The sequence below is a fragment of the Dyella sp. PARNA 12/25 genome (genome assembly GCF_055702865.1).
The window spans coordinates 212-26730 of the sequence record NZ_JBVQCI010000010.1 but is presented as its reverse complement, the minus strand read 5'-3'; the positions used below and the strand labels follow the sequence as shown (position 1 = coordinate 26730).

Here is a 26519-nt window from a genome sequence, read left to right as displayed (position 1 = left end):
AAACAAAAAAGGGTGGCCGTTTGGCCACCCTTTCTCGTGTCACGCGGTCCGGTCAGGCTTACATGCGATCAGCAGCAATCTTGATCTCGGTCTTCGCCTTCAGCGCATCGATGAACTCCTGCGTGGCAAGGATGCCGTAGGCCTGAGCCATCTGATCGCGTAGCGCACTGCGCTGTTCGAAGGAGATCTTGCTCAGATCGCCCTCTTGCACCTTGTCGACAGCCACCATCGCAAAGTTGCCATCCGCCGTAGCGACACGGGCAAACTGTACCTTGCCACCGACAGGGCGGGGCAGCAGGAACGCCTGCTTCAGCACTTCCGGCGGAAGCGATGGCTGCATGCGGAGGGCTTCAGGCACAGCCTGCAGATTGGCACCCACCGACGCCGCCACCGCCTGCATCTCTTCACCCTTCTGCAAGCGGGCCAGCAAGGTATCCGCGCGCTTCTGTGCTTCGCTGGCGATGCGCTCGTCGAGAATCTTCTGACGCACCTGATCGCGCACCTCAGCCAGCGGACGCGCCGCCGCCGGGATGTGCTTGTCCACGCGCACCACCACAGCATGGTCCGAGCCCAGGTCGATCAAGCCGGAATTATTGCCCTGGACCAGTACGTCATCCGAGAACGCCGCCTGGACCAGCTTCGGGTTGGCCGCGATACCCTCACCACCCTTGTGCGAGAACAGGCCCGTGGTCTGGATGGGAAGGCTCAGAGCCTGCGATGCCGGTTCCAGCGACGAAGGGTTCTGATAGGTCTGGTCGGTCAGCTTGCCAGCCAACTCGCTGTACTGACGATCACGCTCAGTGGCCAAGTAATCCTTGGCGATCTGATCGCGCACTTCGGCAAAGGGCTTGGCGTCGCCGCTGCGCACGTCGCGCAGCCACAGCACGTGATAGCCCTCGTCGGACAGCACGGGCTTGGAGATCTGACCCTTCTGCAGCGAGAACAACGCCGAATCGAACGCCGGGTTGGTCACACCCTTTTCCAGCCAGCCGAGATCACCACCGGTACGCTTCGAACCCAAGTCTTCCGAATCCTGCTCGGCGAGCTTGGCGAAGTTTTCTGCATTGGCTTCGCTGGCGATTTTCTCTGCCTTGGCGAGTGCGGCCTTTTGCTGATCCGGCGTGGCGTTCTTCGGCACGTTGATCAGAATGTGCGACACCAGGCGCTGCTCCGGCTGCATGAAGCGCTGCTTCTGCTCCTCGTAGCGCTTCTTGAGTTCGTCTTCGCTAGGCTGCGCGTCGATCTTCAGATCGGCACCGTTGACCTCGATGAACTTCAAGGACACCTGCTCGGGGTTCATGAAGTCGGCCTGGTGCTCCTTGTAGAACGCCTCCAGCTGCGCATCCGACACTTCCGTGTCGGTCAGCGCGGGGCGTGGCACGGCAAACCAGCGCAGGTCACGGCGCTGGTAAAGCAGGCCAAGGTAACGATCCATATCCGTGTCAGTGATGACCGTGCTGGCAATGATGGCGCGCGGCACCAGCCCCGGTTCCAGCGATGCGCGCTGGCCGGCTTCGAACATCGAGGGGCTCATGTTCTGTGTGGCCAGGATGGCGCGATACGTCGCCGGATCGAACTGGCCGTTGACCTGGAAAGCCTGCTGGTTGGCAATGCGATCACGCAGTTCCAGGCTCGATACTTTCAGGCCGAGCTTATCGTTGGCCTGGCGCAGCAGCTGCTCGTTGATCAGCTGGTCGAGAATCTGCCGCTTGGTTTCCGGCAGCTCGAACTGGGCCGCATTGAACTGGTCACCCATGCGCGCCTGTGCGTCGCGGCGGGCTTCATTCATGCGGTCCTGGAAATCCCGCTGGGAAATTTCATGCTTGCCCACCATCGCCACATAGGTGTCGGTGCGTGAGCTGAAATAAGACTCGATGCCAAAAAACGAGATCGCGAAAACGCAAATGCCCAGAATGACAATGGAAGGCCATCCGTGAAGCTTGTTACGCAGTGCCTGCAGCATGGAGATGTTCCCGGCTCTCGTTTTTTGTTCAGCGCACCAAGTGCGCGGCGCTTAAATAGCAAGGGCGCCACACGGGCGCCCTTGCGAACTGTGGCGGAGCGGACGGGACTCGAACCCGCGACCTCCGGCGTGACAGGCCAGCATTCTAACCGACTGAACTACCGCTCCACATGTTTCTGGTGGGTGCTGTAGGGATCGAACCTACGACCCTCGCCTTGTAAGGGCGACGCTCTACCGCTGAGCTAAGCACCCGAAACTAAGCAAGTAGCCGCTTAGTTTAGGGCATCCTTGAGGGTCTTACCAGCCTTGAACGCCGGAACCTTCGAGGCCTTGATCTTGATCGTCTCATTGGTGCGCGGGTTGCGGCCGGTACGGGCAGCACGCTTGCGCACGGTGAAGGTGCCAAAGCCGACCACCGACACGTCGTCACCCTTCTTCAGCGCCTTCTGCACGGTCTCGAAGAAAGCCTCGAGAGCACGGCCGGCGTCAGCCTTGGTGAGTTCGGCCTTTTCGGCAATGGCATTGATCAGATCGGTTTTATTCATTGAGACACTCCCTTAAACGGTTATGCAGCCCGCGTGGTCATTCTGGGACCAGGCGACGCCTCTTGTGGCATTGCACCGGGACATCGCCAAGCAACCCCGCATCACTGCGCATTGTGCTCGGCGTCAGGCTGCGGTGCCGCCTTTATACCAGTGGCCCCCAGGGTCCGCAATGACGAGCAATACCAAGGGTTCGCGCGGTTCAGCATGCTTTGCAAACGCTTGCAAAGTGATGACTGAAACGCTATGCGAGCTCTGCTCTATGGTTGTGACCCGGGCATGAAAAACGGGCAGTTACCCGCCCGTTCTTTGGTGACTCTCATCACGAATCAATGAGGCCGCGCGTATGACTCCTGCGACTCGTCCTGATTCTCTTCCATCGGTGGCTCGACCTTCTTCGACTTGTTCTCGCCCTCGGTCGCCTGGAGCGGCCGCAGCGGACGTTCAAGCACGATGTCCAGCACTTCGTCGATCCAGCGCACCGGATGGATATCCAGCGACCCGGTGATGTTTTCCGGAATGTCGGCCAGATCCTTCTTGTTTTCATCCGGGATGATCACGGTGGTGATACCGCCACGGTGCGCCGCCAGCAACTTCTCCTTGAGGCCACCGATCGGCAAAACGCGACCACGCAGGGTGATCTCGCCGGTCATGGCCACCTCGGATCGCACCGGCACCTTGGTCAAGGCCGACACCAGCGCCGTGCACATGGCGATACCTGCACTCGGACCATCCTTGGGCGTTGCGCCCTCCGGCACGTGGATATGGATGTCGTACTTCTGGTGGAATTCCGGATCGATGCCCAGGCGATCGGCACGCGCACGCACCACCGACAACGCCGCCTGGATCGACTCCTTCATCACGTCACCCAGCTGACCGGTATTGACCAGACGACCCTTGCCCGGCACGACCGAGGCTTCGATGCTGAGCAGATCACCGCCCACCTGCGTCCATGCCAGGCCGGTCACCAGGCCGACTTCGTTCTGCAATTCCTTGCGACCGAAATCGAAGCGACGCACCCCCAGGTACTGCTCGAGATTGGCCGAGGTCACCTTGACCGCCTTCTTCGCCTTGGCCGTCTTTACGGCTGCAGCCTTCTTGGCGTCTGCCTTCTTGGCCTCCACCTTCTTCTTGCTGACCTGCGCCAGCGTCAGCTCCTTCACCACCTTGCGGCAAATCTTGGAGATTTCACGCTCGAGATTGCGCACGCCAGACTCACGGGTGTAGTAGCGCACGATGTCGCGAATGGCCTCCGCGTCGACACTCAGCTCTTCTACCTTCAGGCCATTGGCCTTGAGTTGCTTGGGCAACAGGTATTTCAGCGCAATGCCCAGCTTTTCATCCTCGGTGTAACCCGGGATGCGGATGACTTCCATGCGGTCCAGCAACGGACCAGGGATATTCAACGAGTTGGCCGTGGCGATCCACATCACCTCGGAGAGGTCGAGATCGACTTCCAGGTAATGGTCATTGAATGCATGGTTCTGCTCGGGGTCGAGCACTTCCAGCAGCGCCGACGACGGGTCACCACGGAAGTCCATCGACATCTTGTCGATTTCGTCGAGCACGAACAGCGGATTCTTCGAACCCACCTTGTTTAGATTCTGCACGATGCGGCCCGGCATCGAACCGATGTAGGTGCGGCGATGGCCACGAATCTCTGCTTCATCGCGCACGCCACCCAGGCTCATGCGGACGAATTTGCGGTTGGTCGCCTTGGCGATCGACTGGCCCAGTGAGGTCTTGCCCACACCCGGCGGGCCAACAAGGCACAGAATCGGACCGCGCATGGTGTTCACACGCTGCTGCACGGCGAGGTACTCAAGGATGCGCTCCTTGACCTTCTCCAGGCCAAAGTGATCGGCATCGAGCACGTCTTGCGCCAGCTGCAGGTCCTTGCGCACCTTGCTCTTCTTTTTCCACGGCACGCCGACCAGCCAGTCCAGGTAGTTGCGCACCACCGTGGCTTCGGCCGACATCGGCGACATCTGACGCAACTTGCCGAACTCGGCGCGCGCCTTGGCCAGCACCGGCTTGGGCATGCCCGCGTTGTCGATCTTCTTCTGCAGCTCTTCGATTTCGTTCGGCCCTTCCTCGCTCTCGCCGAGCTCCTTCTGGATGGCCTTCATCTGTTCGTTGAGGTAGTACTCGCGCTGGCTCTTTTCCATCTGCGACTTGACGCGGCCACGGATGCGCTTTTCCACCTGCTGCAGATCCATTTCGCCGTCGACCAGCCCGATCAGCAGCTCCAGGCGCTGCCCCACGTCCGCGGTCTCCAGCACTTTCTGCTTGTCGGCCATACGCACCGACAAGTGCGCCGCAATGGAGTCGGCGACGCGCGAGGGATCATCAATGCCCGACAGCGTGGCGAGCACTTCCGGGGGCAACTTGCGGCTCTGCTTCACCAGCTGCTCGAACAGCGAGATCAGCGTGCGCGAAACGACGTCGAGCTCGCGCTCCTTGTTGCTGTAGACCGGCTCAATCACGCGCGAAGTAGCAGTAAGCATGCCGCCGTCTTCGTCGTAATGCTCAATCGCAACGCGCGACTGGCCTTCGACCAGCACCTTCACGGTGCCGTCGGGCAACTTCAGCAACTGCAGCACGCTGGCGAGCGTGCCGATCTCATGGAGATCACCGATCTTGGGGTCGTCGATGTCCGGGCTCTTCTGCGCCACCAGCAAGATCTGGCGCTCACCCTCCATCGCACGCTCCAGCGCGCGCATGGATTTGTCACGACCCACAAACAACGGGATGACCATGTGGGGATAAACCACCACGTCGCGCAGCGGCAGCACGGGTAGTGCGTCGAGCGCGGCTCCGGTGGCGAGGGGATTGGGGGCGTTCTTTGCCATCGAAGAGAATCTCTCAGGGATGAATAGCGTCTTTTGTCCCGACACTGCGCCGGGGCCATCTGTACGTCAAGTGGTGGCAAACACCCACGCACTCAAGTGCATGACAAACCACATAAACGCAATGGCCCCGGCAATACTGCCAGGGCCATCACAAGGGTTAATGCGATGTTTCGCGTGATCAGGCGGCGTCGCCACCCTCACCTGCCGCGCGCGGCTGTTTCAGATTGCCGCGGTAGATGAGATAGGGCTCAGCCTGACCCTCGATCACAGCGTCATCCACAACCACCTTGCTGACATGCTCCAGCGACGGCAGCTCGTACATCGTATCGAGTAACACCTGCTCGAGAATGGTGCGCAGGCCACGAGCACCCGTCTTGCGCTTGAGTGCTTTGCGAGCAATGGCCTGCAGAGCTTCCGGACGGAACTCCAGCTCCACACCTTCCATCTCGAACAGTTTCTTGAACTGCTTGGTGACGGCGTTCTTCGGCTCGGTGAGGATCTTCACCAGCGCCGGTTCATCCAGTTCGTCAAGCGTAGCCACCACCGGCAGACGACCGACGAATTCCGGAATCAGGCCATAACGCACCAGATCCGACGGTTCAACTTCCGCCAGCAACTTGCCCAGGTTTTCCTTGCGCTCCTTGCTGCGCACCTCGGCCGAGAAGCCGATGCCCACGGTATCGGAACGCTGCTGGATCACCTTCTCCAGGCCGGCGAAAGCACCACCGCAAATAAACAGGATGTTCTTGGTGTCAACCTGCAGGAACTCCTGCTGCGGATGCTTGCGACCACCCTGCGGCGGCACCGAGGCCAGCGTACCTTCGATCAACTTGAGCAGTGCCTGCTGCACGCCTTCACCGGACACATCGCGGGTGATCGACGGGTTTTCGCTCTTGCGCGAGATCTTGTCGATTTCGTCGATGTAGACGATGCCCGACTGCGCCTTGTCGACGTCGTAGTCGCACTTCTGCAGCAGCTTCTGAATGATGTTTTCCACGTCCTCGCCCACGTAACCGGCTTCGGTCAGCGTGGTGGCGTCGGCAATGGTGAACGGCACGTTGAGCAGGCGTGCCAGCGTTTCGGCCAGCAGCGTCTTGCCCGAACCAGTCGGACCGATCAGGAGGATGTTGGACTTGCCCAGCTCGACGTCATCGCTCTTCTGACGCGACTCCATGCGCTTGTAGTGGTTGTACACGGCAACAGCCAGCGCCTTCTTGGCGCGGGTCTGGCCGACCACGTACTGGTCGAGCGTTTCCATGATTTCGCGGGGCTTGGGCAGCTGGCTGCGCCCGGAGGCGGCCTTCTCCTCCAGCTCCTCGCGAATGATGTCGTTGCAAAGCTCTACGCACTCGTCGCAGATGAACACGGACGGACCCGCGATCAGCTTGCGCACTTCATGCTGGCTCTTGCCGCAGAAGGAGCAGTAGAGAATCTTGCCGCTGTCGTTGGAACGGCCCTGACGGTCGTCGCTCATGCCTGGATCCTGCTGAAAAATCGATTACGGTTTGAGAATAGCACAGCGTTCCGCGTCTGCAGCGAGACGCGGACCTGCCTGCAAACCCGATACCAACTACCTGAAATCAGGCCGATTTCACCGTGTCGACGGCGCGACGGTCGAGGACCTGGTCGATCAGACCGTATTCTTTTGCGGCCTCGGCGCTCATGAAGCGGTCGCGCTCCATGTCCCGCTCGATCTTCTCGAGGGGCTGACCGGTATGCTGAACGTAAATGTCGTTCAGGCGGCGACGCAGGTACAGGATTTCCTGGGCCTGGATTTCGATGTCGGTCGCCTGACCGCGGGCGCCGCCCGACGGCTGGTGGATCATCACGCGCGAGTTGGGCAGCGAGTAGCGCTTGCCCTTGGCGCCAGCCATCAGCAGTAGCGACGCTGCGCTGCAGGCCTGGCCGATGCACATGGTGCTGACATCAGGCTTGATGAACTGCATGGTGTCGTAGATCGCCAGCCCGGCGGTCACTGCACCGCCCGGGCTGTTGATGTACAGATGGATGTCCTTGTCCGGATTTTCCGATTCAAGGAACAGCATCTGTGCGACCAGCAGGTTGGCTACCTGATCGTTCACCTCGCCCACGAGGAAAATCACGCGCTCCTTGAGAAGGCGCGAGTAGATGTCGTACGAGCGCTCGCCGCGAGCGGTCTGCTCAACGACGATCGGTACCAGGTTGAGGTTCTGGATCGGGTCCATAGCCATGCGTGTCGTTCTCCGGTGTGTGGCCTGAAGGATGCCTCAGGCGCTGACCGGGCGCATCACCTCATCGAAGCCCAGATTCTGCACGGTGGTCGTAGCGTGATCTGCCACCCACTCTGCGACCTGGTCTTCCATTACGCGGTTCTGCAGCCCAGACATCAATTGGGGGTCACGGTTGTAGAGTTCAATGACCTTCTCCGGCTCCTCGTAGGTCGAGGCAATGGCTGCCAGCTGCTCGGCCACGCGGGTACGGTCGATGGCCAGCGACTGCTTGCGGGCGATCTCACCCATCAGCAGACCGGCAATGACGCGCTTGCGAGCCATTGGTGCTGCGGCCTCGATCAGCTGCGGCGGCACCTGCTGTCCACGCGGCACGCTGCCCTGGGCCAGTGCATGCGCCTCGGACTGCACCATGACATTGGGCACATCCAGATCCGGGTACGCGTTGGCGAGCTTCTCAGCCACTTCCGACTTGAGGCGGGCCATCAGGGTGGCCTTGAGCTCGCGCTCGAGGTTGGCGCGAACTTCCTTGCGGAAATGCTCCAGGTCGCCATCGGCAATACCAAACAGCTGAGCGAACTCGGCGTTCACTTCCGGCAGCTTGGGCTCCTGCACCTTCACGATCTGGAAGTGGCACTGGGTCGTTTTGCCAGCCAGGTTTTCATTGCGAAAATCGGCCGGGAATTCGACATCAGCGTCGAACGCGTCATCGGCCTTGCGACCGGCGAGCACGTCGTCCAGCGCCTTGAACAGGTTGCCCGAGCCCAGCACGCTGCCGGCGCGCTCCAGGCCCTCGGCCGGGAAGCGGTAGTCGCCGGCCTGCGCCGAATATTCAAACATCACGAAATCGCCTTCAGCCGAGGCGCGCTCGACCGGGTCGAAACTGCGGCGCTGGGCGCGCAGGGTTTCGACCATCTTCTCAATGTCGGCGTCACTGACCTCGGCCACCGGGCGCGAGACTTCAAGCTTGGCCACGTCGACTTCCGGGAACTCCGGCATCACCTCGAAGGTGGCGGTGTAGGCGATTTCGCCATTTTCCGGGCGGCCCGTGGTGTCGATCGACGGGTTGGCGATCGGACGCAGGTTTTCCTGGTTGACGGCTTCACGCAACGTGCTGCCGATCAGGTCGGAAAGAACTTCGCCACGCACCTGGTCACCGAAACGCTGCTGGATTACCGCCGTCGGCACCTTGCCCGGGCGGAAGCCCTTCAGGCGCACCGTGCGACCCATTTCGGCGATCCGCGCGCTTACCTGCGACTCGAAGCGCTCTGCGGGAAACTTCACCGTGAGCTTGCGCTCGAGCTTACCGACGTTTTCAACCGAAACCTGCATGACGTCTCCTGGAATACCAATAAAAGCGCCTCAAAGGGCGCTTGGCAGCCACTGGCCGCCTGCACAAAACACAAGGGATGGTGCGAAAGGAGGGACTCGAACCCTCACGGGGTTACCCGCTGGAACCTAAATCCAGTGCGTCTACCAATTCCGCCACTTTCGCATCAGAACAACTCTGAGGAGCTTCCCGCAAGCATCGGATTTCCAAGGGAAAAGATAGGCAAAAACACCCTCACACCCCGTCCCGCCAGCTTCCGGACACTCCACCCTAAGTCGATGATTCCCTTACACGAAAGCGGGCCATTTTACGGTTCGTGCAGGGGGCAGCACAAGCCGTGCTATAGCCGCCATCGAAGGGGTCTCGCTCGTCTTGCGACATGCCCTTCAAACGGACAACCCGATCAGAGCTCCCGCAGCACGCGGAAACCCACGCGACCGCTACGCAAGCTCGCATCAGCCCCCTGTCGGTAGGCAGAGCGCACCTGGTCCGGCGAGCTGCCCCACGAGCCGCCGCGCACCACTCGTACACCGCACCCCGGGTTGACCCATGCACCGCCATCGCGGGGCGCCCGTAGGTAACTGTCATGCCAGCAGTCCTGAACCCACTCGGAGACATTGCCGTTGATGTCATACAGCCCGAACGGATTGGGTGCGAAGCTCATGATCGGTGCCGGCCCCCAGTAGCCGTCCCGGTAACCGGAGAAGGCATTGCTCCAGCGCCTCCCACTGGGTGAACGATCACCGCTGCCAGTCAGGTTTTCGACTTTGGAGGCGGGTGCGCCATCGCCCCACCAGTAACGCGTGGTCGTGCCGCCACGCAGGGCGTATTCGAATTCGGCCTCGCTGGGCAGCCGATAGGTCTTGCCCGTGCGTTGGCTGAGCCACTCCGCATAGGCCTTCGAATCATTCCAGGACACATTGACGACGGGCAGCTTGCTATCGGCGATGCGGCCGGCGTAATCGTGCTGCCAGGTTGCACCGGGGTCGTCGCGCATGGCCCCCGTACTCTCGTCATAGACGCTAGCGCCGCCGAGCTTCACCGAGTCCGGCTGATAACCGGTTGCCCGTATAAATTCACGGAAATCCCCAACGGTTATCGCACTACGGGAAAGCGCAAATCCCTTCGCGATGGTCACTTCATGCTGAGGAGTTTCCGAATCCTGACGCCCCTCCTCCGCATCGGGCGCGCCCATCTGGAACGAGCCGGTGGGAATCACCACCATGGAGGGCGTCTGCCCAGGAATGTCGACAAAGCGGTCAGCGAACACCTGCCCAGGCTTGTAGCTGGCGTATAGCCGCGCGTTGGTCAGCCGCTCGCCGAATTCGGTCAGCCCCGCAAGATCGGGACTGATCGCCTTGGCCTGATCCGCCAACTGCTGGGCCAGCGTCAGGTTGCCGGCATCAAGCGCCGAGCGCGCCTGAGTCAACAGTCCGTTGGCGCGGGACTGGCGCATGCCATCCACGCGGGTGCGCACATCACGCAATGCCGTCGAATCCGGCGACACCTGGCTCGCTTCGGCCAGGGCCTGATCCGCACTCTTGAAATCGTTCTGCGCCACGGCGGCCAGCGCGCGATCGAGCACGGCACGCTGCACTTGCAGAATGCCCTGTTCTGCCACGGCGTTGCTTGGATCCAATTGCAGCACCTGTCGATAGAGTTCCAGCGCGTTGTTGCCGGCAGGCTGGTCAACGTTGCCTTGTTGCAGCAGCGTTGCCGCCTTGGCCAACAACGGCCGCGCCTGTGCCAACGTCTTGAGCTTGCCTTGCAACTGGGCCACATCGTCGCTCGAATCAGGAAGCGTCTTGAGCGTGTCGAGGAGATCGCTGGCGGCATCGGCATCACCGACAGCCAGGTCCTGATTGATCTCGGCAACCAGGCGCTGACGCACTTCATACAGACCCTGGGCCGCACGGCGACTATCCGGCTTTAGCTTGAGCGCCTGCTCATAAAGCGACGCAGCACTGTTCTCGTCACCGGCAATCTGTCCAGCGCGCAGCGCCTTGCCGGCGCGGGCAAGCAGTGCCTCCACTTCGGGCGTATCCGCACTGAGCTGCTCGGGCAGGTTCGCGTTCTTGTTGCCTAGGCGGGACACGATGACATTCGTTGGGGCGAGCGTGAGCGGCGGCCCAGCATCCACCTCGGGCACGGCATTGGGGTGCGCCGCCCGGGTTGGCGTAGCCGAGGTCATCGGCCCGAGATTCATCGCCCGATGCGCGGCCGTTGCCGACGGCTCGACATGGAACACGCGCGGAAAGAAGTGATAGACCAGCGCCATGGCCAGCACGACGACGCCAACGGCTCCACCGAGGGCACGCTGTCGTCGTACGGTTTCCTTACTCGGCATGTTGGGGGACCTTGGGCGGCCTGTTATCGTGGACCGCCTAACCATAGGCAGAAACCGATGTCAGGACAATGCGCGAGCGCGCGTTCTGCATCACCAGGAAGACGCATGCAACAAGAAACCGCCCTATCCCCCGACGCCGCATGGATCGACCAGCGCGACGACTTGCAGGCGTGGCTCGCCACGCTGCCTGACGACGCCGCACTGGGTTTCGATACCGAGTTCATGCGCCGTAACACGTTCTACCCGCAGCTGGCCCTGATCCAGTTGGGTTGGAATGGACGGTATGCGCTGGTTGACCCGCTGGCATTCACCATTGGCGAGTCACTGCGCCCGCTGATCGGCGATGGACATGCCGTCACCGTGATGCACAGCGCCAGTGAAGACCTGGAGGCACTCTCGCCCTTGCTGCCGCATGGTCCTCACCAATTGTTCGACACACAGATCGCTGCGGCCTTTGTCGGCATGGGTTTGGGTATCAGCTACCGCGCTCTGGTGGCCGAGTTGACCGGTGCCGAACTGGACAAGGGCGAAACGCGCTCTGACTGGCTGCAGCGCCCGCTCACCCATTCGCAACGCGCCTACGCCACGCTGGACGTGGTCTATCTCAAGCCGGTGCACGAACAACTGGCCGAGCGACTCGCGCAGCGTGACCGCGCCACCTGGCATGCCGAAGACTGCGAACGACTCAAGCGCCGCGCCTGCTATCGCGAAGGTGACCCGCAACCCCAACGCGCCTTCCGCAGCGCGTCGGAATGGCGCCCGGAACAACGCGCCCTGCTGCGTCGCGTGCTGCTGTGGCGTGACCAGGTCGCACGCACACTCGACCGGCCACGCCCCTGGCTGCTCGAGGACGCACTAGTGATGAATCTGGTGCAGCAGTCGCCGCGCACCGCCAGCGACCTGGAGCAACGCACGCGCGGTCAGCGCGCACTGCGCTCTCCTCAGCGCAACGAGTTGCTCGAAGTGCTCCAGCAGCCCATCGACGGTGATGAGGTAACGGCAACCGCGGCCATTCCCGAATCGCCCCAGGGCGAGGCCAAGCGAGCGCTCGCCGCCATGAAGGAGGTCGTGGACAAGTGCGCGGTCGAGCAGGACCTGCCGGCCGGCCTGCTGTGCCCTCGCAAGGTGCTGGAGGAATACGTCGTCACGGACTCATGGCCGGAGTTTCTCGAGGGCTGGCGTCGCGAGGTGCTGCATGACGGACTTGCCCGCCTGCACCCCTGAGGAACGCGCTCAGGGGCTTGGCGAGCACTGGAACACGCTGGTAACATGCCTCGCTCATGTGGGGCCATAGCTCAGCTGGGAGAGCGCGTCGTTCGCAATGACGAGGTCGGGAGTTCGATCCTCCCTGGCTCCACCAAAACATTCCAGACAGAAAGCCTCGGGTACTTCGTGACCCGGGGCTTTTTCGTATGGGATACGAACAGCGCCCGCCTGACGCCGTGCAATTTCGAAAGAGCCTGCGAAAAGGCTGACTGCAAGGAAAACGAAAGTCGTTTACCCCTTGATGTCACGCAGGCAGAGCACACTTCCGGCACTGCACCACCCGGTAACCTGAGCGCGACATTGGGTGCCACTCGTCATCCCACGGAGATTCGTAAGTCATGACACCGCAGGAACAACAGCTACTCGACGATTTTCTCCAGCGCCTCGCTGCCGCCGGCAGCGTGATGAAGGATCCGCAAGCCGATGCACTGATCCGCCAGCGACTGGCCAACCAGCCCGACGCGCTCTACCTGCTGGTGCAGCGCAGCCTGCTGCAGCAGCAGGCCCTGGAAGGCGCCAAGGCCCAGATCGCGCAACTGCAGGCGCAACTCGCCTCACAGCAAGGCGGCGGCAGCTTTCTGGGTGGTCAGCAAGCGTCGGCATGGGGCGCAACGCCACCCCCGATGCCACCGCAGCAGCCCCAACCCGCTGCGGCGCCGAGCTGGCGCGATCGACTGTTTGGCGGCGCGCCAGCGCAACCGCCTGCTGCCGCGCCCAGCTTCCTGACGCAGGCCGCCACGACGGCGGCGGGTGTTGCCGGTGGCATGTTCCTGTTCGACGGGATTGAAAGCCTGCTCGGCGGCCATCACGGCGGCGGAGGCTTTTTTGGCGGTGGTGGCCAGTCCACCGTGATCGAGAACGTCACGGAGAACAACTTCTACGACAACGGCGAACGCTCGCGCGATGTCAGCAACGATCAGGACTTTGCGTCGAACGACGATTTTGATGGCAGCAACGACGGCGGCTTCGACGATAGCGATTGGTCGTAATGCGTGATGGCTGCACCCGATCACGCATCGGGTGCATGCCGGGAGCCGGAGGAGCATTGCGCTTCGCGGCGTGCTTCATCGTGCGCAACCCCTCACCGTCATCCCCGCGAAGGCGAGAAGTGCTTCACAACGGCGAAGCCAGTCAACCAGTGCCTTTACGTTCGGCGAAAAGAGCCCAAGTCGCTGGATCCCCGCTTTCGCGGGGATGACGGTGAGGAGACTACAAAGTCATCGAATAATTTGCGGTGTGTGTCTAAGACACGCTAGCGGCTAGCGCCCGTAACTCCGGGTGACTCGACTGGCTCAGGTCGCAACGCAGCGCATCCGCGAAATAGGTCGGTGCAACCGCCATGGCCATGCGCAACAGCGTGCACGCCTCTTCAATGCGCCCTTCCTCGGTAAGCACCGAAGCCCAACTGCACTGCCCGCGGTAATCGCCCTTCTCCGCTGAGCGACGATAGAGCTCCTTGGCCAGTGACGAGTTCGGCTCGGTTTCCCAACCGTGTTCGTAATATTGCCCAAGGAAATGCATGGCGCGACCATGGCCCGCTTGCGCAGCGCGCCCGAACCAACGGAACGCCTCCGCACGGTTCTGCTTGATGCCGCGTCCATTGGCGAGCACATGGGCATAGTTGTACATGCCCCAGTCCGAGCCATGCTCGGCTGCTTCCCGATACCACACGGCGGCCAACTCATAATTCACGGTGCCGCCCCAACCATTCTCAAGGCAGCGCCCCAGCATGTTCATCGCCATCGGTTCACCCTGATGCGCGGCATGCTGGAACCAGTACCTGGCCTCGGCGCCATCGCGCTCGCAACCAATGCCCTCGAGATACATCTGGCCCACCGCTAACTGCGACGCACAGTCACCGATAAGCGCCTGCGCGAGCAGCAGCCCATGCGCACGCGCCGGCGCGGACCTCAGTAACTGAGGAAATTCGTCCGCGACAGCCCCCTGTTTGACGCTCATGTCTCTGACCAGTTTCTCAGCAGGTTGTGATAGACGCCCGTCAGTCTCAAGAGATCCTGTTGAGGGGCGTTGACCTGAGTCAGACTCTGAATGGAGACATCCAGTTCCAGCAGCAGGCGGCGACGAGTCTCGTCGCGCACCAGACTCTGTATCCAGAAGAATGCAGCCACCCGTTCACCGCGGGTCACCGGCTCCACGCGGTGCAGGCTGCTGGCAGGGTACAGGATCAAGTCGCCCGCCGCGAGTTTCACCGTGTGCGTGCCGTAGGTGTCTTCAATCACCAGACCGCCGCCCTCGTAACTATCAGGCTCGCTGAGAAACAGCGTGGCGGAGAGATCGGTACGAATCGGCGTGCCCGTGCCCTGGCTGCGGTCGTAGCGGATCGCATTGTCGACATGAAAACCGAACGACTGCCCGCCGCGATAGCAATTGAAGAGCGGTGGAAAAATGTGGCGTGGCAAGGCGCCCGCAAAAAACGTCGTGTTGCGCGCCAGCGCATCGCGTACCAGCGCCCCCAGTTCCCGCGCCTCAGCGCAGTCGTCAGGCAGCTGCAGATTGTCCTTGGCCTGTGCCGATTGATGCCCCGCTGTTACCCGCCCATCCGCCCATGGCGCCTGCGCCAGGCGTTGCTGGCAATGCGCCAGCTCATCGGCGGTAAGCACTTCGGGAACGTGGAGCAACATGGTGTTTCCTCAACTTTGCAGATCGGTGACGCACCGGAAAGCGCGCCACCGATTTCGTTGACCCTATCAGAAACTGAAGTTGGCCGTGAGTATGCCCGCCCGCCCCGGCGCCACTGAGGCGTAGTGCGAGGCATAGGCCTTGTCGAAGTAGTACTTGTTGGTCAGGTTCTGCACATTGAGCTGCAACGTCAGGTGCTTATTGACCTGATACGACGCCATGGCGTCAAAGCGGGTATAGCCCGGCACCCACTTGGTGTTGGCCGTGTTGCCGTACACCTTGCTCTGGTAATACGCACCGCCGCCAATGCTCCACTGGGAGGTGATCGCATAGCTGGTCCACAACGTAAAACTATTCTCAGGCGTATTGGGGAATCGATTGCCTTGGCTTGCTGCATCACCCGGACCGGTCTTCACCAGCTTGCTGTCGAGATAGGTGTAGCCACCGAACACGTTCCAACGTTCCGTCAGCTGACCGCTGAAGCTCAGCTCCACACCATCCACACGCTGCTTGCCAGCGTTGATCAACGGACTGCCGCGACCACCCGTTGCCACACGGGCGTTGTCCTTCTCGGTGCGGAACACCGCGGCCGTGAGCGAGAGGCGCTGATCCAACACATCCCACTTGGTACCCAGTTCCAGATTGCGACTGTTCTCAGGCTTCAGATCCGCATTGGTGACGGCGATGCCATCCGCGCCATCGCCCGCATCCACGCCCGGCGGATTGGACGAGGTGCCCCACGACAGGTAAACGCTGCCGTTCTGTGCAGGCTTGTAGACCACGCCAAGCTGGTAGTTCCAGAAGTTCGCATCGTTGGTGAGGTTCGTCACCACACCGGTCGTGGTGGTGGTAGCGACGGATCGGGTGCTGAAGCTGTCGAAGCGCACGCCGCCATTCACTGACCACTGCGGGTTGAACGTCACCGTATCGAACGCCCATGCCGAGCGCGTGTCGGTTACGACGCGCGTGGGATTCTGGCCACCGATGATCACGCCATTGAACGGATCGTTCGGTGTCGGGTGCTGGGCATCCGTGCACCAGTAGCCGGAAGCTGCGCCGATGCCGTACTTCGGACTGCAAGCGCCGTTGACGATGGAACCCGTGTTATGGGTGTCTGATGCGCTCTGGGCCGGATCGACCAGGTAGCTTGTACGCTGCGTCTTCTCGCTGCTGAGCTCTATACCGGCGGCGAAGCTGTGCTTCAGCATGCCGGTTTCGAATTCGCCGGTGAGATCAGTCTGGTTGGTGAGATTGGTCGTGCTGCTGTCGCGGTTGTTGTTGCGGCGCCAGATGCCACCATTCACCAGGAAATTGCCCTGACTGTCATCCGGCTGTGTCCAGATATAGTCATTGGTCGAACGTGCGTACAGCGTGGTGTTGCGCAGCGTCCAACCGTCGTTGAAGTCGTGCTTGATCAGGATCGAGCCGATGTCGTTGCTCTGCTTCTGATAATCACGAGCCAGCCAGCCGTAATAGGTGCCGCGCGGCACTGAGTACGGCCTGCCGTCGCCATTGCGGTTGGCGTACGGACTATTGGCCGCAAACGGGTTGTTGTACGGCATGCCGCTGTCGGGCGTGTCGTCACTCTGCAGGTGGTAATAGCTCAGCGTCACACTGGTCGCCGCATGCAAGCCAAAGGTCACCGAGGGCGCAATGCCCCAGCGCGCCATATCGGGACCATTGCGGCCCGGCACATCGTTGCTGTGCCCCATCACATTCAGGCGGATCGCCGAATCTGCGCCCACCTGCTGGTTCCAGTCGACCGTACCGCGGTAGTAGTTGTCCGTACCGATACCGGCCGTGCCACGCACGAAGTTATCCGCCTTGGGCGCCTTGGTAACCAGGTTGATGCTGCCACCCACGGCGCCGCGACCGGTATAGACAGAACTCGGCCCCTTGATGACATCCACCTGGTCGATGTCGAAGATCTCGCGCGACTGCGAACCGGAGCTACGGATGCCATCGATGAACACCGAGCTCTCCGAGTCGAAGCCACGGATGATCGGCCGATCACCATTCGGGTTACCGCCCTCGCCTGCACCAAACGTGATGCCCGGCACCTGCCGCAGCACATCGAGCAACGACGTCGCCGCTGTCTGCTGGATGATCTCCTGCGGAATCACCGTCACCGAGCGCGGCGTATCCAACAGTGGCGCGGTGAACTTGGGCGAGGTGGTGTTGACGACAGTGGAACGCACTTTCACGCCATCGAGGTTCTGTGCGTCCTGAGGATCGGCCGTGGTGTCACTGGCGATGTCGCTGGAGGCTGCCGCCATGGCGGACGTAGAGACCAGCGCCAGACCCAGCGTGCTCATCACCAGCCGGATGGGCGGGTTAGCCGCGGAAGACACACGTGCTTTGGAGGTCATGCTCGATCCTTCGGGCAGGCGAACGCGGGCCGTCCCGGGGATGGGGAGCCCTTTCGCTGCAAGGTTTGGGAATGGGGAACGCGAGCCGTGGCGAGGAAGTCCCTCTAGCTAGGCTGCACCCATACACCGTAACAATATTGAGAATGATTCGCAATACCTTGCGTGTGCCACTGTGTCGCACCTCGGCACGCCACGCCTCAGCGCTGTCGCCTGCAGGACATGCCATACCCCAGTGCGGCGTGGCGCCATCGGCGTTCGCCAACAAGCTGTCTCGATGGACGGACCCACAGCTTCACCAGCGACTGCCAGAACAACCAACGCACAAACTCGTCACAGCTCGCGCATCCGCCATCCGACAAGCAACCTCTGGCCTAGCGGAAAGAGCAACCGACCCTGTTAGCCTTGCGCCGCCGACGCGATGTGTCACTTGATGCATCAACATCACGTCAGCCTGATATCAGGGGTACACGTTCTGGTCATTTCGGGAGGTAATCCGCCGGAAGACCTCGGGAACACGTCTCTGCCCCTCTCCAACCAGACAGTGGAAGCCCGGCATGCATAAACTGGAAGACACGAAGCTCGCCATCATTGGACTCGGCTATGTCGGCCTGCCGCTCGCAGTGGAATTTGGCAAGCGCTACGACACCGTCGGGTTCGACATTCATCAGCGGCGCATCGACGAACTGCGTGCCGGCCACGACAACACATTGGAGGTCAGCGGCGACGAGCTCGCGCAAGCCACTCGGCTGCGCTTCAGTTCACAGCTCGAAGACCTTGCCGACCGCAACGTCTATATCGTTACCGTACCCACGCCGATCGACTCGGCCAAGCGACCTGATCTCACACCCTTGATTCGCGCCAGCGAAACGCTCGCCAAAGTACTCAAGCGCGGCGACATCGTGGTGTACGAATCCACCGTGTATCCCGGCTGCACCGAAGAAGTGTGCGTCCCCCTGCTCGAAAAGGGTTCCGGACTGGCATTCAACCGCGACTTCTTCGCGGGCTACAGCCCGGAGCGCATCAACCCGGGCGACAAGCTGCATCGCGTCACGAGTATTCTCAAAGTCACTTCCGGCTCTACACCCGAAACGGCCGATTTCGTCGATCGTCTGTACGGCTCCATCATTACCGCCGGCACACACAAGGCCAGCTCGCTGAAAGTGGCCGAAGCGGCCAAGGTGATCGAGAACACCCAGCGCGACCTCAATATCGCGCTGGTCAACGACCTTTCCATCCTGTTCAACAAGCTGGGCATCGACACGCTCGAAGTGCTGCAGGCGGCTGGCACCAAGTGGAACTTCCTGCCATTCCGTCCGGGCCTGGTCGGCGGGCACTGCATCAGCGTGGACCCCTACTACCTCACGCATAAGGCGCAGGAGGTGGGTCACCACCCCGACGTAATCCTCGCCGGTCGCCGCACCAATGACAGCATGGGCGGTCACGTCGCCAACGAGGTGATCCGGCTGATGGTGCGCAAGGGTATCAACCCGGTGCGCGCACGCGTGCTGGTGCTTGGCCTGGCCTTCAAGGAAAACTGCCCGGATCTGCGCAACACGCGCGTGGTCGACATCGTGCAAGCCTTGCGCTCGTACAACGCCGAGGTGGACGTGCACGATCCATGGGTCAACGTGGCCGAAGCCGAACACGAATATGCATTGACGCCGGTGGCGCAACCAGCCGCCGGCAGCTATGACGCGATTATTGTCGCCGTGGGACACCGTCAGTTTGTGGCGCTGGGCGCCGAAGGTATCCGTGCATTCGGCAAGCCGGCATCGGTGGTCTACGACGTGAAGTACGTGCTGCCACGCGAAGCCGTCGACGGCAGGCTTTAGAGCCTGTTCCATGTCTCCGCGTAGCCCGCGTTGGAATCTGATGGCCGCCAGGGAGTGGACTGAGGCGCTGGGCCTGACTGGCTGTCAGGTCGAGCCGCAGGCCGCTCCCTGGCGGCCATCAGACTCCAACCCTTCGGGCAGGGGCTGTTTGCCCACCATCCATCGTCATCACTCAGTCGTGTATCGACATACACTCCTTCGTTCTTCCTTGGCTGGCGCGCAAACAGCTCCCTGCGCGGGCCACGCGGAGACATGGAACAGGCTCTGAGGACTATCACATGAAAGTGTTGGTTACCGGCACCGCCGGATTCATTGGCTCCCATGTTGCTGAGCGCCTGCTCGCTCGTGGCGACGAAGTGGTCGGCCTGGACAACCTCAGCGACTACTACGACGTCACGCTGAAGAAGGCGCGACTGGCGCGCTTCGCAGATCGCCCGGGCTACACGCATATCCATGCCGACCTGGCCGATCGCCATGCCATGGAACGCGCCTTCGCCGAGCACCGCCCGCAACGCGTGGTGCATCTGGCGGCGCAGGCCGGGGTGCGTTATGCGGCAGAGAACCCGCACGTTTACACCAGCAGCAACGTCGTGGGCTTCCTGCACGTGCTCGAAGGCTGCCGCCAGCACGGCGTGGAGCATCTGGTGTTCGCGTCCACCAGTTCGGTTTACGGTGCCAATACGGCCATGCCGTTCTCCGAGCACAAATCCGCCGAACATCCACTCACGCTGTACGCCGCCACCAAGAAAGCCAACGAACAGATGGCGCATAGCTACGCGCATCTCTACGGCATCCCTGCTACTGGCTTGCGTTTCTTCACGGTGTACGGGCCGTGGGGCCGCCCGGACATGGCGTTGTTCCTGTTCACCCGCGCCATTCTTGCGGGCGAGCCTATCCGTGTGTTCAATCACGGTCGCCACAAGCGCAGTTTCACTTATGTGGATGACATCGTCGAAGGTGTGATCCGCACGCTGGACAAAGTGCCCTCGATCGATGCGGGTTGGAACAGCAACATGCCCGACCCGTCCTGTAGCGGTGTCGCGCCTTATCGCCTCTTCAACATCGGCAACGAGCGCCCGGTAGAACTGCTGCACTACATCGAAGTGCTGGAACACTGCCTTGGTCGCAAGGCCGTCATGGAATTGCTGCCCTTGCAGCCAGGCGACGTACCCGACACCGAAGCGGATGTAACGGACCTGATACAGGCCGTTGGCTATAGGCCGCAGGTGTCGGTAGAAACAGGGGTGGCCAACTTTGTACGCTGGTACAGGGAGTATTACCGCGTGTGATCGGCTAAGGCCGCGGTCAGCCCGGAGCGGCTGGCGGATATGCCAAGGACCAGATCCACGAAACGACATGATGTCTTAGGGCAACACTCCGGTGTTGCCTTAATCACGTGGATCAATGGATCGGCTTTTGGGGGTTGGTGTGATCATCGACTACATGAGCGGGACACATCCGTCGGATGTGGAAGTGGATCTCTGCGTGGTGGGTGCAGGCGCTGCCGGCATCGCTATCGCACGAACTTTCATCGGCACCCAGGTGCGTGTGTGCCTGCTTGAAAGCGGCGGATTCGCTGCAGAGGATCGCAGCCAGGCGTTATGCGAAGGCAGCGCACAGGGCTCCGCGGAATTCGACCCTGGCACATCGCGCATGCGCGTATTCGGCGGCAGCTGCAATCTGTGGGGTGGCGGTTGCATTCCCCTCAGCAAGGAAGACCTGATGGCGCGCGAATGGGTGCCGCACAGCGGTTGGCCCATCAGCTACGCCGAGTTGGAGCCTTATTACGCACGCGCGCGCTCGTACTGCCAGCTGGGAGCCATCGATTTCACCGAAGGCACGTTTTCCGCTCCCACGCCACGCACCCCCATCTCGTTTGACGACGACAAGCTCGTCAACCAGCTGTTCGCGCGCAGCCCCATCCTGTTCGGCGACGCGTATCGCGACGAACTGCATCAGGCGCCTAACGTCCAGGTGCTGCTTCATGCCAACCTGCTGGAGCTGAAAGCATCGCCCAACGGCGACCACGTACACGAAGCGAGCATCGGTTCGCTGAGTGGTCATCGTGGCCGGGTGCGTGCCCGGCATTACGTGCTTGCCAGTGGCGGCATCGAGAACGCTCGCCAGCTGCTGCTATCGAACTCGACGATTCCGCATGGCCTGGGCAACCAGCGCGATGTGGTGGGCCGTTACTTCATGGATCACCCAAGCGGCACGCTTGGCCGGCTCACCGCCGACCAACTGCATCACGTGACCCGCCCCTATGAACGCCGCCCCGGCAAGGGGGCGCCTTCCTTTCCCGAGATCACGCTGTCGCCGCGTTATCAACGCCGGCATCGCTTGCTCAACGGCCGCGTCCATCCTTTCGGCGTGGAAGGGCCATTGCCGCGTGGCATCCGTGCCCTGCGCGAGCTTCGCTCCGCATTGAAGAAAACCGCGCAGGACGAAAACGCACTGCTGGAAGCACGCCTTTCCGAAGCGTTGCGCAACGCGCCGGCGGCCGAAGCGATTGCGGCACCGCAAAGCCTTGGCCTTACCACGCTCAAGCTGGGTCTTGGTATCGGCGATATCGTGCGGGCCTTTGCGCACAAGCTGGCGGACCGGCCCACCGTGGCCAGCAGTCACATCGATCTCGTCGGCTACTTCGAGCAGGCGCCCAATCCCGACAGCCGCATCGTGCTAGGTCACGAACTGGATATGCTGGGCCAGCGCAAGGTGCACGTGGACTGGCGTCTCACCGAGCTCGACCATCACACCTATCGCTCGGCCGCGACCTTGTTTGGCGCCGAGCTGGAGCGCGCCAGCTGCGGGCGTTTTCATCTCGAGCCGTGGTTGGCCGACAGCCACGCTTTAGAACCGCAGGTGCACGGCACTGCCCACCACATGGGCACGACGCGCATGTCCGACGATCCACGCACCGGCGTGGTCAATCGCGACTGCAAAGTGCACGGCGTGGACAACCTGCACATCGCCGGCAGCTCGGTGTTTCCCACCGGCGGGTGGGCGTTTCCCACATTTACCATCGTGGCGTTGAGTTTGCGGCTGGCCGACGAGTTGCGTGGTTTGCTCGCCACCTGCGCGACCACTGGCCTCGCCTAGCCTGCGAGGCCGCCGCTCATGCGCCCGGAGATCATGCCGTCGTCCTTCGCATACGAAGCGATGGCGGCCTTGCAACACGCGGGTCTCACACCACCCCACCCCGGCGAAGCGCGCGTGATTCAGTTCGACAGCACACCCTGGTGGCCGCTGATTCACGAGGCCATCGAGTTGCTTCCCGAACACGAGGTAGCGCGTGCCCATCGATTTCGTCACACCCAGGATCGCAACACCTACGCATTCGCCCACGCATTCTGGCGGCTGGCACTTGGGCTGATCCTCGACTGCGCCACTGACGAGGTCCCCCTGAGCAGGGGCACGCACGGTCAACCCCTGCTGCCAGATACGCCCTTCGCCACCAGCCTCAGCCACAGTGGATCACAGGTAGCCATCGCTATCGCGAGAGCATCGACGGTGGGCGTGGATATCGAACAATCACCACCCCGCGCATCACTGTGCGATCTGATCGAGTTGCTATGCACACCCGCCGAAGCGCATGCACTGCAAGCGCTCCCGCAGGACGACCGGACGGATGCGATGCTCTCGCTATGGACGCGCAAAGAAGCGTTGCTCAAGGCATTCGGCATAGGCCTGCGAGTGGCGCCTTCGACTGTCGACGCGCCACTGGGCCGCGCCATTGCCCCGCCGAACGCAGTGAGCGATGCACCGGTCTGTCGACTTCATGCATTGGCGTTGCCCGCCACCTTGGCTGGTGCACTGGCCGCACCGTTGGCCATTACACGCGTCCATTTGCACACCTTGCCATCGACGCGCGCCACCCATCGCACGGCTTAGCACGACCTGTTACATGGCTGAGACAGCCGAACGGTTGTCCCGTCGCTCCTCCGTAAGTTGCATCGACTGCGCCACGAGCAGGCGCTAGCCTTTTTGCACGCTAAATGGATCTAGCTGACATCTTGGGGTAAGGGGGGATCCGATGCTTCGTTTCCTGCGTCGCCAATCCGTACGGTGGCTCGTCATGCTCGGCCTTTGCGAGCTGCTGCTGCTGGCCATTTCGTTGTCCATGGCGACCTATATTCGGTACGCGAACAACGCAGACGAGCTGGCCGAGTTCACGGTACATCTGCCGCAGCGCGCCTTCGTGTTCGCCGCCATCATCGTCACCGGCATGGTGGCGATGGGCCAATACCAGGCGCACATCCGCATGACGCGTTTTGGCTTGCTGGCAAGGCAGGCTGTTGCGTTTGTACTCGGCGGCGTTCTACTGGTGGTGGGCTACTACGTGGTGCCGCAGGCGTACGTCGGACGTGGCGTGCTGGCCATCGCACTGACGCTGGGCTTTGTGCTGGTGTTCGGCCTGCGCCTGCTGTTCCTGCAGCTGGTAGAAGTGGAGGCGCTGAAGCGGCGCGTGATCATCCTTGGCGCCGGCACGCGCGCCTCCCAGATTCACAACCAGATGCGTCGCCGCACCGATCGCCGCGGCTTTTGCGTGGTGGGCTATATCCCTCATGCCAGCGAAACCGTCGCCGTTCCGGAGAATCATCTGGTTCGTACCAGCCTGCCACTGCCTGCGTTGGTCCAGCGAGATCAGATCGACGAGATTGTGGTGGGCGTCGACGATCGTCGCGGGCACCTTCCCATGGACGACTTGCTCGAATGCCGGCAAATGGGCGTCACCATCACCGACCTGACCTCGTTCTTTGAGCGCGAGTCGGGACGCTTGCAGCTCACCATTCTCGACCCGTCCTGGCTGGTGTTCTCCGACGGGTTCAATGCCACGCCTCTGCGCCAGTTGAGCAAGCGCTGTTTCGACCTGGGCGCAGCGACCTTGCTGCTACTGCTGAGCTGGCCGCTGATGCTGCTGGAAGTGCTGGCCATTCGTCTGGAATCGGGCCCCGGCCAACCCATCCTGTATCGCCAGGAACGTGTCGGTGCACACGGCTGTACCTTCCAACTGCTTAAATTCCGCAGCATGCGCACCGACGCCGAGCGCGACGGCATAGCGCGCTGGGCGGCGAAGAACGACGACCGCGTTACTCGTGTCGGCCGCATCAGCCGCAAGCTGCGCATCGACGAACTGCCGCAACTGTGGAATGTACTCAAGGGCGACATGAGCATCGTGGGGCCACGCCCCGAGCGTCCTCAGTTCGTCGCCGACCTCGCATCGCAGATCCGTTACTACAGCCTGCGCCATTGCCTTAAACCCGGCCTCGCCGGATGGGCGCAGCTCAGCTACCCCTACGGGGCCACCGTCGAAGAGGCAGCGGAAAAGCTCAAGTACGACCTGTTCTATGTGAAAAACCACAACCTGCTGCTGGATCTGCTGATTCTTATCCAGACGGTGGAAGTGGTTCTGTTTGGCCGAGGCGCTCGCTAGGGCTGCAAAGCTCATTCCCTGGTGTCACGCCTCGGAGGTTGTCCGATCCGGCGTGCGGGAGGGGGCCCGAGCGTATGAAACCGCAAACCATAGCCATCGACCACACGGTCATGCGCAGAGCAGACCTGGAAGGAAGCGCGATACCAGTGATCGCCATGGACGTTTACTGGATCTCCCTCCACAGCCCGCATTTCGTCCCGCGACGGGCCGCACGCCCATTCGCCTGCAGCCGCCACAGTGCCCTGAAACTAGGCCTGGACGTCGGAGGAAGGGGCCACAGGCTCGGACGTTGGCCCCTCATTGATGAACTGCCACGCCAAGGCCACGATCAATACCAGCAAGGCAAACACCAACACCGCGCGCCACTTGTTCTTTCGTCGCGCTGCGGGCGTGCGAGCGGCCTGCACGCTGGTTTCCGGTACCGTGAAACGCACCTGTGGCATGGCACCTGGCAGGCGACCGTGCTCGCGCTGGAACACCATCGCCGCGTCGTACTGCGAGATAAGCCGCTGCAAACGTGCCGCTGTCGCCGGATCGGAGACGCCACCCTGGCGATCAGGATGCATGCGCGCCACCTGGCGCCGGTACGCCTGCTTGAAGATCGGCAGCGAGCAGCCAGGGCGCAGGCCGAGCGTCCGATACATATCGAGAAAATCAGTCTCGTTAGCCAAGCCGGTCCCCCTCCGGGTGGCACACCACCAACGACCTGCCGGATTCCCCTGCCATGGCGAAACCAGCATCGACATCAGGCACAACGAATTGTGGGCACAGCATGAGGACATCCGCAATATCGGCCATCCGTACGATGGCGGGCTATGCCATGCCGCATGGCTTGCGTCGTCGTTGCGCTCAACACTGGCATGCCACCGTCGTTGCCCTGTTGCTCGCCTTCCCTGCTCTCACTGCCGCGCAGAGTGCGCCAGCGAGCCGTACCGACGCATCCGACACGCTGCCGCAAAACGCCCCCACTCTCGGCGCGCACACTTTGCTCACCCATTCCGAAGGCATGGGCGTATCGCCCGCCATCACCGCTCCCATCGAAACCCAACCGACCGGCAGCACCTTCATTGTGCTCAACGGCGGGTACGCCAAAAACGCCAATACCCCGACGGACAACTACGCCAACCGCTGGAAGCGCGTGGGAAGCCGAGTGACCTTCAACGGCTATGGCGGCGCCTTTGATGTAAGCGCCTACATCGCCACGGCAGGCAAAGGCGGCGCTGGCCACACCGTGCGCATCGACAAATCCGGCTACCCCGAAGGCGAGATCTCCGTGCCCTTCGTTGAGGTCCGCGACGCCGGCGTACTCAAGGACATGGCCCAGAACTACCCGGCACCCACGCTCGTCATGACCAGCGGCGACGTCACCACCACCGGCCCCGCCACCCTGGTCGCCGTGTGGTGGGGCGACGCCGGCATCAAAACCATGACCACCCGCCCCGACAACGGCTTCCAGATGATCGACAGCTATTTGCTGCTGCCCGACAACAGCGGCGTGCAATGTGCCGTGGCCTATCGGCAAGTGGCGGCGGCCGGCACGTATCACGTGAGTTGGGTGGGCTCGCCGATACAGGGGGCGATTCTTTGGTTGTTTGCGTTTCAGAAGGAGTAGCCAAGACTACCTCTGGCTTTAGCGCTTCGCAGGGAACTAGTGGCTTTGGCTTTGGCTTTGGCTTTGGCTTTGGCTTTGGCTTTGGCTTTGGCTTTGGCTTTGGCTTTGGCTTTGGCTTTGGCTTT

Annotated in this window: 19 protein-coding genes and 4 tRNA genes; 9 read left to right on the top strand and 14 right to left on the bottom strand. The window is 61.9% G+C overall.

Annotated features, from left to right (window positions below; translation table 11 throughout):
- Positions 1–58 precede the first annotated feature (58 nt).
- The 10 genes from AC0GUR_RS17195 to AC0GUR_RS17150 all read right to left on the bottom strand — a co-directional run bounded on the left by AC0GUR_RS17195 (position 59) and on the right by AC0GUR_RS17150 (position 11241).
- Positions 59–1963, bottom strand: a complete 1905-nt coding sequence (locus AC0GUR_RS17195; protein ID WP_472878728.1) for a SurA N-terminal domain-containing protein — start codon at positions 1961–1963, stop codon at positions 59–61.
- A gap of 91 nt (positions 1964–2054) precedes the next feature.
- A tRNA-Asp gene (locus tag AC0GUR_RS17190) sits at positions 2055–2131 on the bottom strand.
- 9 nt (positions 2132–2140) lie between these two features.
- Positions 2141–2215, bottom strand: a tRNA-Val gene (locus AC0GUR_RS17185).
- A 20-nt stretch (positions 2216–2235) separates the two neighbouring features.
- Positions 2236–2508, bottom strand: coding sequence for an HU family DNA-binding protein (locus tag AC0GUR_RS17180; protein ID WP_019465590.1), 273 nt, complete (start codon positions 2506–2508; stop codon positions 2236–2238).
- A gap of 326 nt (positions 2509–2834) precedes the next feature.
- Positions 2835–5357, bottom strand: a complete 2523-nt coding sequence (gene lon, locus AC0GUR_RS17175) for an endopeptidase La (RefSeq protein ID WP_472878727.1) — start codon at positions 5355–5357, stop codon at positions 2835–2837.
- Positions 5358–5535: 178 nt separating this feature from the next.
- Positions 5536–6831, bottom strand: a complete 1296-nt coding sequence (gene clpX, locus AC0GUR_RS17170; protein WP_472878726.1) for an ATP-dependent Clp protease ATP-binding subunit ClpX — start codon at positions 6829–6831, stop codon at positions 5536–5538.
- Positions 6832–6937: 106 nt separating this feature from the next.
- Positions 6938–7567, bottom strand: coding sequence for an ATP-dependent Clp endopeptidase proteolytic subunit ClpP (gene clpP, locus AC0GUR_RS17165; RefSeq protein ID WP_472878725.1), 630 nt, complete (start codon positions 7565–7567; stop codon positions 6938–6940).
- Positions 7568–7603: 36 nt separating this feature from the next.
- The gene (gene tig, locus AC0GUR_RS17160; protein ID WP_472878724.1) at positions 7604–8896 is read right to left on the bottom strand and encodes a trigger factor; all 1293 of its coding nucleotides are present in this window, start codon (positions 8894–8896) and stop codon (positions 7604–7606) included.
- A 78-nt stretch (positions 8897–8974) separates the two neighbouring features.
- A tRNA-Leu gene (locus AC0GUR_RS17155) sits at positions 8975–9059 on the bottom strand.
- Positions 9060–9297: 238 nt separating this feature from the next.
- Positions 9298–11241 (bottom strand): SUMF1/EgtB/PvdO family nonheme iron enzyme, encoded by a 1944-nt coding sequence (locus AC0GUR_RS17150; RefSeq protein ID WP_472878723.1) that lies wholly within the window; start codon positions 11239–11241, stop codon positions 9298–9300.
- 105 nt (positions 11242–11346) lie between these two features.
- Here AC0GUR_RS17150 and rnd point away from each other — a divergent pair, with 105 nt between their 5' ends.
- From rnd to AC0GUR_RS17135, 3 genes are all read left to right on the top strand, one after another.
- Entirely contained in the window at positions 11347–12465 is a 1119-nt protein-coding gene (gene rnd, locus AC0GUR_RS17145; RefSeq protein WP_472878722.1) for a ribonuclease D, read from the top strand.
- 60 nt (positions 12466–12525) lie between these two features.
- Positions 12526–12601: transfer RNA gene (locus AC0GUR_RS17140), tRNA-Ala, on the top strand.
- A 244-nt stretch (positions 12602–12845) separates the two neighbouring features.
- On the top strand, positions 12846–13496 hold the full coding sequence (locus AC0GUR_RS17135; protein WP_472878721.1) for a DUF2076 domain-containing protein: 651 nt from the start codon (positions 12846–12848) through the stop codon (positions 13494–13496).
- A gap of 253 nt (positions 13497–13749) precedes the next feature.
- Here AC0GUR_RS17135 and AC0GUR_RS17130 read toward each other — a convergent pair whose 3' ends face one another.
- The 3 genes from AC0GUR_RS17130 to AC0GUR_RS17120 all read right to left on the bottom strand — a co-directional run bounded on the left by AC0GUR_RS17130 (position 13750) and on the right by AC0GUR_RS17120 (position 17516).
- Positions 13750–14466 carry a tetratricopeptide repeat protein gene (locus AC0GUR_RS17130; protein WP_472878720.1) on the bottom strand — a complete coding sequence of 239 codons (717 nt, stop codon included), beginning with the start codon at positions 14464–14466 and terminating at the stop codon, positions 13750–13752.
- On the bottom strand, positions 14463–15149 hold the full coding sequence (locus tag AC0GUR_RS17125; protein WP_472878719.1) for a Fe2+-dependent dioxygenase: 687 nt from the start codon (positions 15147–15149) through the stop codon (positions 14463–14465). Before AC0GUR_RS17125 ends, AC0GUR_RS17130 begins: the two co-directional genes overlap by 4 nt.
- 66 nt (positions 15150–15215) lie before the next feature.
- Positions 15216–17516: a TonB-dependent receptor gene (locus AC0GUR_RS17120; RefSeq protein ID WP_472878718.1), complete on the bottom strand. Its 2301-nt coding sequence runs from the start codon at positions 17514–17516 to the stop codon at positions 15216–15218.
- 554 nt (positions 17517–18070) lie between these two features.
- On the opposite strand from AC0GUR_RS17120, the gene tviB reads away from it, so the two are divergent.
- The 5 genes from tviB to AC0GUR_RS17095 all read left to right on the top strand — a co-directional run bounded on the left by tviB (position 18071) and on the right by AC0GUR_RS17095 (position 24782).
- Positions 18071–19348, top strand: coding sequence for a Vi polysaccharide biosynthesis UDP-N-acetylglucosamine C-6 dehydrogenase TviB (gene tviB / locus AC0GUR_RS17115; protein ID WP_472878717.1), 1278 nt, complete (start codon positions 18071–18073; stop codon positions 19346–19348).
- A gap of 278 nt (positions 19349–19626) precedes the next feature.
- Positions 19627–20637, top strand: coding sequence for an NAD-dependent epimerase (locus tag AC0GUR_RS17110; RefSeq protein ID WP_472878716.1), 1011 nt, complete (start codon positions 19627–19629; stop codon positions 20635–20637).
- A gap of 115 nt (positions 20638–20752) precedes the next feature.
- Positions 20753–22447 (top strand): GMC oxidoreductase, encoded by a 1695-nt coding sequence (locus tag AC0GUR_RS17105; protein WP_472878715.1) that lies wholly within the window; start codon positions 20753–20755, stop codon positions 22445–22447.
- A gap of 18 nt (positions 22448–22465) precedes the next feature.
- On the top strand, positions 22466–23239 hold the full coding sequence (locus AC0GUR_RS17100; protein WP_472878714.1) for a 4'-phosphopantetheinyl transferase family protein: 774 nt from the start codon (positions 22466–22468) through the stop codon (positions 23237–23239).
- Positions 23240–23381: 142 nt separating this feature from the next.
- Positions 23382–24782: a TIGR03013 family XrtA/PEP-CTERM system glycosyltransferase gene (locus AC0GUR_RS17095; protein ID WP_472878713.1), complete on the top strand. Its 1401-nt coding sequence runs from the start codon at positions 23382–23384 to the stop codon at positions 24780–24782.
- Positions 24783–25030: 248 nt separating this feature from the next.
- On the opposite strand, the gene AC0GUR_RS17090 is transcribed toward AC0GUR_RS17095, so the two are convergent.
- A complete protein-coding gene (locus AC0GUR_RS17090; protein WP_472878712.1) occupies positions 25031–25453 on the bottom strand; it encodes a J domain-containing protein in 423 nt (140 codons plus the stop codon).
- 101 nt (positions 25454–25554) lie between these two features.
- Here AC0GUR_RS17090 and AC0GUR_RS17085 point away from each other — a divergent pair, with 101 nt between their 5' ends.
- Positions 25555–26394: a hypothetical protein gene (locus tag AC0GUR_RS17085; RefSeq protein WP_472878711.1), complete on the top strand. Its 840-nt coding sequence runs from the start codon at positions 25555–25557 to the stop codon at positions 26392–26394.
- Positions 26395–26519: the final 125 nt, after the last annotated feature.